Source organism: Ensifer sp. SSB1, assembly GCF_016652895.1.
Lineage (GTDB): Bacteria > Pseudomonadota > Alphaproteobacteria > Rhizobiales > Rhizobiaceae > Ensifer.
This window is the reverse complement of sequence record NZ_JAEPRP010000158.1, coordinates 9728-17579: the sequence shown is the minus strand read 5'-3', so window position 1 is coordinate 17579 and position 7852 is coordinate 9728. Positions and strand designations below refer to the sequence as shown.

The 7852-nt window shown below is 64.9% G+C and carries 8 protein-coding genes; 1 reads left to right on the top strand and 7 read right to left on the bottom strand.

The features are described from left to right. On the top strand, positions 1-1086 hold a 1086-nt coding region (leuB, locus tag I8N66_RS29095), incomplete at its 5' end, for a 3-isopropylmalate dehydrogenase (protein WP_291161448.1). A 118-nt stretch (positions 1087-1204) separates the two neighbouring features. Here leuB and I8N66_RS29090 read toward each other — a convergent pair. The 7 genes from I8N66_RS29090 to I8N66_RS29060 form a co-directional block, all read right to left on the bottom strand. Beyond that, positions 1205-1954: an SDR family oxidoreductase gene (locus I8N66_RS29090; protein ID WP_291161445.1), complete on the bottom strand. Its 750-nt coding sequence runs from the start codon at positions 1952-1954 to the stop codon at positions 1205-1207. A 20-nt stretch (positions 1955-1974) separates the two neighbouring features. After that, the gene (locus I8N66_RS29085) at positions 1975-2817 is read right to left on the bottom strand and encodes a fumarylacetoacetate hydrolase family protein (RefSeq protein WP_291161442.1); all 843 of its coding nucleotides are present in this window, start codon (positions 2815-2817) and stop codon (positions 1975-1977) included. A 42-nt stretch (positions 2818-2859) separates the two neighbouring features. Next, positions 2860-3882, bottom strand: a complete 1023-nt coding sequence (locus I8N66_RS29080) for a hypothetical protein (protein ID WP_291161439.1) — start codon at positions 3880-3882, stop codon at positions 2860-2862. Beyond that, a complete protein-coding gene (locus I8N66_RS29075) occupies positions 3879-4772 on the bottom strand; it encodes an SMP-30/gluconolactonase/LRE family protein (RefSeq protein ID WP_291161435.1) in 894 nt (297 codons plus the stop codon). The genes I8N66_RS29080 and I8N66_RS29075 overlap by 4 nt, the downstream gene beginning before the upstream one ends. 9 nt (positions 4773-4781) lie before the next feature. After that, positions 4782-5894: a mannonate dehydratase gene (locus I8N66_RS29070; RefSeq protein ID WP_291161432.1), complete on the bottom strand. Its 1113-nt coding sequence runs from the start codon at positions 5892-5894 to the stop codon at positions 4782-4784. Positions 5895-5913: 19 nt separating this feature from the next. Then, positions 5914-6699, bottom strand: coding sequence for an SDR family oxidoreductase (locus tag I8N66_RS29065; protein WP_291161429.1), 786 nt, complete (start codon positions 6697-6699; stop codon positions 5914-5916). A gap of 108 nt (positions 6700-6807) precedes the next feature. Then, positions 6808-7800 (bottom strand): ABC transporter permease, encoded by a 993-nt coding sequence (locus tag I8N66_RS29060; protein ID WP_052201674.1) that lies wholly within the window; start codon positions 7798-7800, stop codon positions 6808-6810. Positions 7801-7852: the final 52 nt, after the last annotated feature.

The window sequence follows — 7852 nt, the reverse complement described above, 5'->3', positions numbered from 1 at the left end:
CCCGGCGACGGCATCGGCCCGGAAGCCATGGCGGAAGTCCGCAAAATCATCGCCTACATGAATGCCGAGCTTTCAGCCGGCTTCGTGATCGACGAGGGCCTGGTCGGCGGTTCGGCCTATGACGCCCACGGCCAGGCGATCTCGGAAGAGGACATGAAGAAGGCGCTCGCCGCCGATGCGGTGCTGTTCGGCGCGGTCGGCGGTCCGAAGTGGGATGCAGTGCCCTACGAGGTTCGCCCGGAAGCCGGCCTGCTGCGCCTGCGCAAGGACCTCGAACTCTTCGCCAACCTGCGCCCGGCGATCTGCTATCCGGCGCTGGCCGCCGCCTCGTCGCTGAAGCCCGAGCTGGTCGAAGGTCTCGACATCCTGATCGTGCGTGAACTCACCGGTGGCGTCTATTTCGGCGAACCGAAGGAGATCATCGATCTCGGCAACGGCCAGAAGCGCGGCATCGACACCCAGGTCTACGACACCTACGAGATCGAGCGCATCGCCGGCGTTGCCTTCGAACTGGCCCGCACGCGTCAAAACCGCGTCTGCTCGATGGAAAAGCGCAACGTCATGAAGTCGGGCGTCTTGTGGAACCAGGTGGTGACCGAGACGCACAAGGCGAAATATTCCGACATCCAGCTCGAGCACATGCTGGCGGACGCTGGCGGCATGCAGCTGGTGCGCCAGCCCAAGCAGTTCGACGTCATCGTCACCGACAACCTGTTCGGCGACATGCTGTCGGATGTCGCGGCCATGCTCACCGGTTCGCTCGGCATGCTGCCGTCGGCCTCGCTCGGCGCGCCGGACGGTGTCAGCGGCAAGCGCAAGGCGCTCTATGAGCCGGTGCATGGCTCGGCCCCCGACATTGCCGGCCAGGGCATTGCCAACCCGATCGCGATGATCGCGTCGTTTGCCATGTGCCTGCGTTACTCCTTCAACCTCGTGAAGGAAGCCGACAATCTCGAAAAGGCGATCGCCAACGTGCTCGACCAGGGCATCCGCACCGGCGACATCATGGCCGAAGGCGCGAAGAAGGTCGGAACGACGGAGATGGGCGACGCCATCCTCGCCGAGTTCAAGGCGCTCTCGGCTTAAGCGACGACCGATCCCGAACGGCGTCGCACGGACGCCAACAGGCCTACGAAAACAAACACCTCCGGAGCGCATCCGGAGGTGTTTTGCGTTTCACGGCTCTGGGGGGGGAAGCGGCGGCTCAAATCGTGATGCCGCCGTCGATGTTGATGGCCTGGCCGGTGATGAAGGCGGCCTCGTCCGAGGCGAGGAAGGTGCAGATGGCGGCGACCTCTTCCACCGTGCCGAAGCGGCCGGCCGGCTGGCGGCTGATGAAAGACCGGTAGGCCTCGTCCCGGCTTCCAAGCTTTTCGCCGAGTTCGCCGATGCGCTCTTCCAGGGAGGGCGAAGCGACAGTGCCGGGGCAGACCGAATTGCAGCGGATGCCCTGAGAAACGTAGTCAGCAGCCACCGCCTTGGTGAGACCGATGACGCCACCCTTGGCAGCACCATAGGCGGCACGCCGCGGGAAACCCTTGATCGAGGAGGCAACCGATCCGATGGTGATGATGCTGCCGCCATTGGCCTTCATCTTGGGGATTGCGCCGGCGATGACGTTATAGGCGCTGTCGAGCGTGATGTTCACCGAGCGCCGCCAGTCGGCGGGCGAGCATTCCTCGATTGTGCCCTGATGCACGTAGCCGACCGCATGCACGAGGATATCGACCCGATCGAAGGCTTCGAAATAAGCGCTGACGGCCCCGTGATCCGTCGCATCGAGCCGCGTCGTCGTGGCCCCTTCGAGGGTGGCGAGCAGCTCGGCGTTGATGTCGCTGGCGTGGACCACAGCACCGTCGGCCAACAGTCGTTCGGCAACCGCGCGGCCGATGCCCTGGCCGGCCGCGGTGACCACGGCGACGCGCCCGGCCAATCGTCCCGACTTTTCCTTCATGGTGAGATCCTTCCGCATGTCTAGAGGGATTGAACGACCTGGCGCTGGCGGCCGAGGCCATCGATACCAAGTTCCACCACGTCACCGGGCTTCAGGTAGCGCGGCGGCTTCTTGCCCATGCCGACACCCGGCGGCGTGCCGGTGCAGATGAGATCGCCCGGCTCCAGCACGCAGAACTCGCTCATGTAGGAGACGATGGTCGCGACATCGAAGATCATGCGGGCGGTCGTGCCCGCCTGCATGCGCTCGCCGTTGACGTCGAGCCACATGGACAGCGCCTGCGGATCCGGCACTTCGTCGCGGGTCACAAGCCACGGACCTGTCGGGCAGAAGTTCGGAAAGCTCTTGCCCTTCACCCATTGCCCGCCGCGCTCCATCTGCCAGGCGCGTTCGGAGACATCGTTGACGACCGTGTAACCGAAGACATGCACCATGGCCTCGGCACGCGACACGTTCAGGGCGCGTTTGCCGATGACGATGCCGAGCTCGACCTCCCAGTCGAGCTTCGACATTTTTTCGGAGTAGAGAAGCGGCGCGTTCGGGCCGCAATAGGTGCCGGCCGCCTTGTTGAAGAGGATCGGTTCGGACGGCACCGGCAGTCCCGCTTCTTCCGCATGGTCGGAGTAGTTGAGGCCGACGCACCAGATCGTGCCGGGCCTTGCGACCGGCGGCAGGATGTACGCATCGACCACCGGCACCACGGGCAGAGCCGCCAGATCGGCGCCGGAGAGCAGTGCCATGACATCAGGCAAGGTCTTCGCCGTGAAGTCCCGGACGAGCGAAGACACGTCCCGCGCTGTCCCCTCGCCATCGAGGATGCAGGGCACGGCGGAGCCGTCGACGGTGAGACGCAGCAATTTCATTCTCTTGGCCTTTCAATTGCAAATAGCTGGGCGAGTGACGGCTCAGCCGATTGGAGCGGCATCGACGGACAGCCGGTAGCGGGTGGTGAACATCTGGCCGGGGTCGAAAGCAATTGCCGTTGCAACACCCGATACCGCGATTGGATTGTCGGCCGTCGAGACCGCCGGTCCGAGATCGAAGGCGGAAGCGATCGGCTCGACACCAAGCGCCACGTGTCGCCCATTCCAGGGATAGGCCTTGCGGCCGCGGTTGCTGAACCAGAGCAGCAGGCTCGGAAAATGTTCCTTCTGCCAGGCGAGCCGCGCGCGAAAACCCTCGTCGCGATAGTGGAGCGCCAAGCTGCCATCGATACCGGAGAGCTGCAGCAGGTCCTCGGTCTCTTCGACGAGCGGCACCTGCGATGCGTCGATGCTCGCATCGCCACGCGTATCGACCTTGCCGAGCGACGACCACTGCCGGTTGGGCGAGAACAGAGCCGCGCCCGGTTCGACATCGCTCGGAAAGCTCCAGACTTGGTCATAAGCACCGGGTTCGATGGCTACCGAACCCGGGCGGCTCGAGAGCCGGAACGTCGGATGCAGACCGATCGGCAGGCGGCATGGACGCCGCGCCTCGATTTCCAAGGTGAGGTCGACAGCCGCCGCATTGGGATCCGGCACGATCCGCCGCCGCAGCAAGCGGATCGGATGGTTCTCCGGATAATGGCATTCCATGGTGATCTGGCGGTCGTCGCAAGCGCCCCAGTCCCAATGGACGTTGGAGCTATGGCCATGCGGCACACCGGCGCCAGCGAAGCTCTCGCCGGTCGCCGACCATCCTGTGGGCAGCGTGCGGTCCGCGTCACTGCCGAAAGGTACGCACGGCCACTCGCCGCGCAGCTCCCTCAGGATTTCCGGCAGCGTCTCCCGCTCGTAGTCGTTGCCCCAGGGCGCCACATGCAAGGGGCTGACCTGGCGCCCATCTGGCAGCAGGAACAGCACCGGGCCGAGCATGCCGCCGGCCGACTGCACCGAGAGGCAACCATGCGCCCAGGCAAGCGCGCGCCGTGTTGTCTCTGCGCTCACCGGCCTGCCACCCCGAACCGGTTTTCCGGCATGCCCGGGACCTCGACGCGCATGGCGTAGAGGCTGCCGGCGAGGCGCTCGGCTGGCCCTCCCCCGGCCGTGGTGATGTAGAGCGTCTTCAAGTCTGCGCCGCCGAAGGTGCAGGTGGTGATGTTGGTGACCGGCATATCGATCGCCTCGGCAAGGCTGCCATTGGGCGCAACCCGAGCAATGCAGCTTCCGCCATAGCGGCAGTTCCAGAGGAAGCCTTCGCTGTCGATCGCCGAACCGTCGGGCGCGCCGCGGCCGAAACCGGCGAAGAAGGGTCGTTCGCCGGATATCGTCCCGCCTGCGGCATCATAGTCGAAGGCATAGACCTCGTTTGCCAGCGTATCGCCGAAATAGAAGGTGCTTCGATCCGGGCTCCAGCAGAGCGTGTTGGAAATGCCGAGCCCGTGCCGCCATTCGGTGACGGCACCGTCCGGCGCGATCCGGTAGAGGATGCCTTCGCCCGGCGCAACGTCGCCAAGCTGACCATCCGGAAGGACGTTGTTCTTCATCGAGCCGACCCAGAAATTTCCGACTGGATCGGCGCGACCGTCATTCAGGCGGACGCGTGGGGCGCCGGGCAAGGCAAAGCCGTGATCCTGCCGCCGATCGGTTTGCGGCCACCACCAGATCAGCTTCGAGCCGAGAGCGACGAGCAGCCGTCCGTCTTCGCCCGTCAGCGAAATTGCCACCACCGGCTCGTCGAAGAGCCACGTCCTGACCGCCCGCGTCGCCTCGTCATAACGGTGGATCAGAAAGCGGTTGATGTCGGTCCAGTAGAGCGCCGCCTCATCCGCCGACCAGACGGCTCCCTCGCCGCAGCGGTCGCCGACGGGTGCGACACAGACAAGCTCACGGGCCATCTCCGCCTCCTATTCCGCTGCGATGCTTGTCGGGATCGAACGCGAGGGTCCGAGCGCCTCGGCGTTCTGCACCAGTGCCTTCATGTAGCCGAGCGCGAAGGCCTTGCCGGCGTGCCAGGAGGCGCCGCAGGTCATGGCCGGCGTATGGTCGGGGATCATCACGCCCTGGTAGTTTTCGTCGCGCAGGATGCGGATGATCTCCGCCATGTCGATATCGCCCTCGTCGACGAAGGTCTCGACATAACGCGGCATCTTTCCGCGCACGTTGCGGAAGTGGATGTAGCCGATGCGGCCCGAACGGGCGAAGCGGCGGACATGCTCGTAGATGTCGCCGCCCGGCATCTCCTGGAGCGAGCCGAGGCAGAGTTCGAGCCCGTTCGACGGCGAGTCGACGATTGACATCAGCCGATCGTATTTCTCCGGACGGTTGACGAGCCGCGCGGTGCCGCGCAGTTCCTCGGCCGGCGGATCGTCCGGATGGGCGCCGAGCACGACACCCGCCTCTTCGGCGACCGGCACGACCTCCTTCAGGAAATGGCTGAGGCGGTCCCAGAGCTCTGCCGAGCTGACTGAAACGGAAGCGGCGCCGGCGATGCCGCGACGATAGCGCATGTTCCAGATCATGCCGTCCGGGATCGGCGCATCCGGGCTTGGCGCGATGCTGTTCTCGACGCCGAAGCCAACGGATTCGGCACCACCGCGGGCGTAGGGGCCGCGGGTCCAGCCATAGACGCCGGCGAGCGAGAAATTGTAGCCGATGCAGGGAATGCCGGCGCGGCCGGCGTCGCGAATGAGCTGCTTCAGCCCCTCGATCTGCAGCGCGCGCTCGGGCCCGTCGAGCAGCACGTCATGCCAGAAGCGCGGCGAGAAGTTCTCGATCGCCGCCACTTCCAACCCACCGGCCCTGACGTCCTTCACCAGCGCCGACAGCTCTTCGAAAGTCCAGAGCCGGTCACCGGAGCAATCACCCCAGCCGCCCTGATCGCCACTGTCGATCTTCGGATCCTTGCCGGCGAAATAGTTGGTGAGATGCGCGACGACATGGGTCGCGCCCGCCTGCACGGCAAACTGAAAGTAATCCGGGGTGAGTTGCTCCCGGTAGAGCCCAAGGCCGATTTTCATCTTGTCTTTTCCTATCCGATTATTTGACGCCGATGCCGGCCGTGAGGCCGCCGTCGATGCGGAAGTCCGAGCCGGTGACGAAGGCGGCGCGATCCGAGGCGAGATAAGCGACCAGTTCGGCCACCTCCTCCGGCTCGCCGATGCGGCCGATCGGGTGCGCGGCACCGAAGCGGGCGAAAGCTTCCGCCTCGCTGACGCCCTCGCCGCCATAGGTGCGGGCAGCGAGCGCCAACAGCGGCGTGCGCACCGAGCCGGGGCTCACCGAATTCACCCGGACCTTCGCCGCCGCATGGTCGAGCGCCATGGCGCGGGTCAGGGCATGGATCGCGCCCTTGGAGGCGACATAGGCCGCGACGTTCTGCTGGCAGGCATGGCCCTGCACCGAGGAGATGTTGACGATCGCGCCGCCGCCGCGCTTCATCATTTCCGGGATACCAAAGCGTCCGGTGAGGTAGATCGAGCCGACGTTGACCGCGAGGCAGCGGGCAAAGGTCTCGGCGCTGGTATCGAGAACGGTGCCATAGGGATGCACGGCAGCAGCGTTGACGATGATGTCGAGACCGCCTTGGCGCAGCACCGCCTCGCGCACGGCCGCTTCCACTTCCACCTCAACTGAAACGTCCGTCAGCCGGGTCGACATCGTCAGGTCGCGTTCTTTGGCGATGCGATCGAAGATCTCGTTGGTGGCGACGTCATTACCGCAGGCAAGCACGGTCGCGCCTGACGAGGCGAGCCGGATTGCCGAGGCAAGCCCTATGCCGGACGTGCCGGTGACCAGTGCCACTTTTCCCTTGAATTCAGTCATGATTGTCTCCGCGATGGATCGCGATGATCCGGGCCGGCGTCGACCCGAGATCATAAGCGTGATCGTTAGTCATAAGGGGGAGCGGGATGCGGACACCCCGCGCCGGTCTCAGCGCACCCGTTCCAGAACCTGGTTCAGGAGCACGGCGCCGAGGATGATCCCGCCGCGCACGACGTATTGCCAATATTCGCTGACATTCATCAGCGTCATGCCGTTGGAGATGCAGCCGAGGAACAACACCCCGATCAGCGTGCCCCAGATGCGGCCCTTGCCACCGAAGAGCGAGGTGCCGCCGATGATCACGGCCGCAATCACGTCGAGTTCCATGCCGGTCGCCGTCGTCCCGGTGCCGGCCCCGATCTGCGAGGCGATCAGCGTGCCGGAGACGGCGGTGAGCGCGCCCGTCAGGCCCAGCGTCAGCGCCTTCACCTTCCAGATGTCGATGCCGGAAAGGCGTGCCGCCTCCATGTTGCCGCCGACCGCGTAAACCTCGCGGCCGAAGCTCGTGTACTTCATCAGGAAGTGCATGGCCGCAAAGGTCAGCGCGAAGATATAGACCGGGAACGGGATGCCGAAGAGGTAACCACCGCCGAGGAAATCGAAGCCGAGCGGGAAGGACGACATCGGGAAGCCGCCAGTGATCAAATTGGCGACCCCGCGAAGTGCTGCAAAAAGCGCCAGCGTGGTGATGAAGGTCGGCACGTTGAACCATTGACGGAAACGGCCGGTGAGATAGCCGAGCGAGAAGCCGAGCAGCAACGCGGCGGCAAAACCCACCGTGACCGCGCCCCAGTCGCCGAAGACATCGGTGAAGCGATCGGCAAACCAGGCGACGATGCAGCCGGCAAGTGCAGCACCCGCACCGACGGAGAGATCGATCTCGCCGCTGATGATGACGGCCGTCATGCCGAAGGCGATGATGCCGAGCATCGAGACCGTGCGCAGCACGTTCAAGACGTTGCTGGTGGAGGCAAAGCCCGGTGCGACGAAGATCAGGAATATCACCAAAGCGGCGAGAATGATCTCCATCGGGTAGGTCTTGAGGAATTTGAGCGGCGTATTCTGCCCGCCGCCTTCCGTGGTCTGGCTTACGAGTGTCATTGCTTGGCCCCTTCCATGCACAGGCCGTAAAGTTCGGTCAGGTCGGTTTTCG

Excerpts from the sequence above, each read along its gene's own strand:
- I8N66_RS29090 (WP_291161445.1), bottom strand. The coding sequence starts at position 1,954 with ATGAAGGAAAAGTCGGGACGATTGGCCGGGCGCGTCGCCGTGGTCACC.
- I8N66_RS29085 (WP_291161442.1), bottom strand. The coding sequence starts at position 2,817 with ATGAAATTGCTGCGTCTCACCGTCGACGGCTCCGCCGTGCCCTGCATC.
- I8N66_RS29075 (WP_291161435.1), bottom strand. The coding sequence starts at position 4,772 with ATGGCCCGTGAGCTTGTCTGTGTCGCACCCGTCGGCGACCGCTGCGGC.
- I8N66_RS29070 (WP_291161432.1), bottom strand. The coding sequence starts at position 5,894 with ATGAAAATCGGCCTTGGGCTCTACCGGGAGCAACTCACCCCGGATTAC.
- I8N66_RS29065 (WP_291161429.1), bottom strand. The coding sequence starts at position 6,699 with ATGACTGAATTCAAGGGAAAAGTGGCACTGGTCACCGGCACGTCCGGC.
- I8N66_RS29060 (WP_052201674.1), bottom strand. The coding sequence starts at position 7,800 with ATGACACTCGTAAGCCAGACCACGGAAGGCGGCGGGCAGAATACGCCG.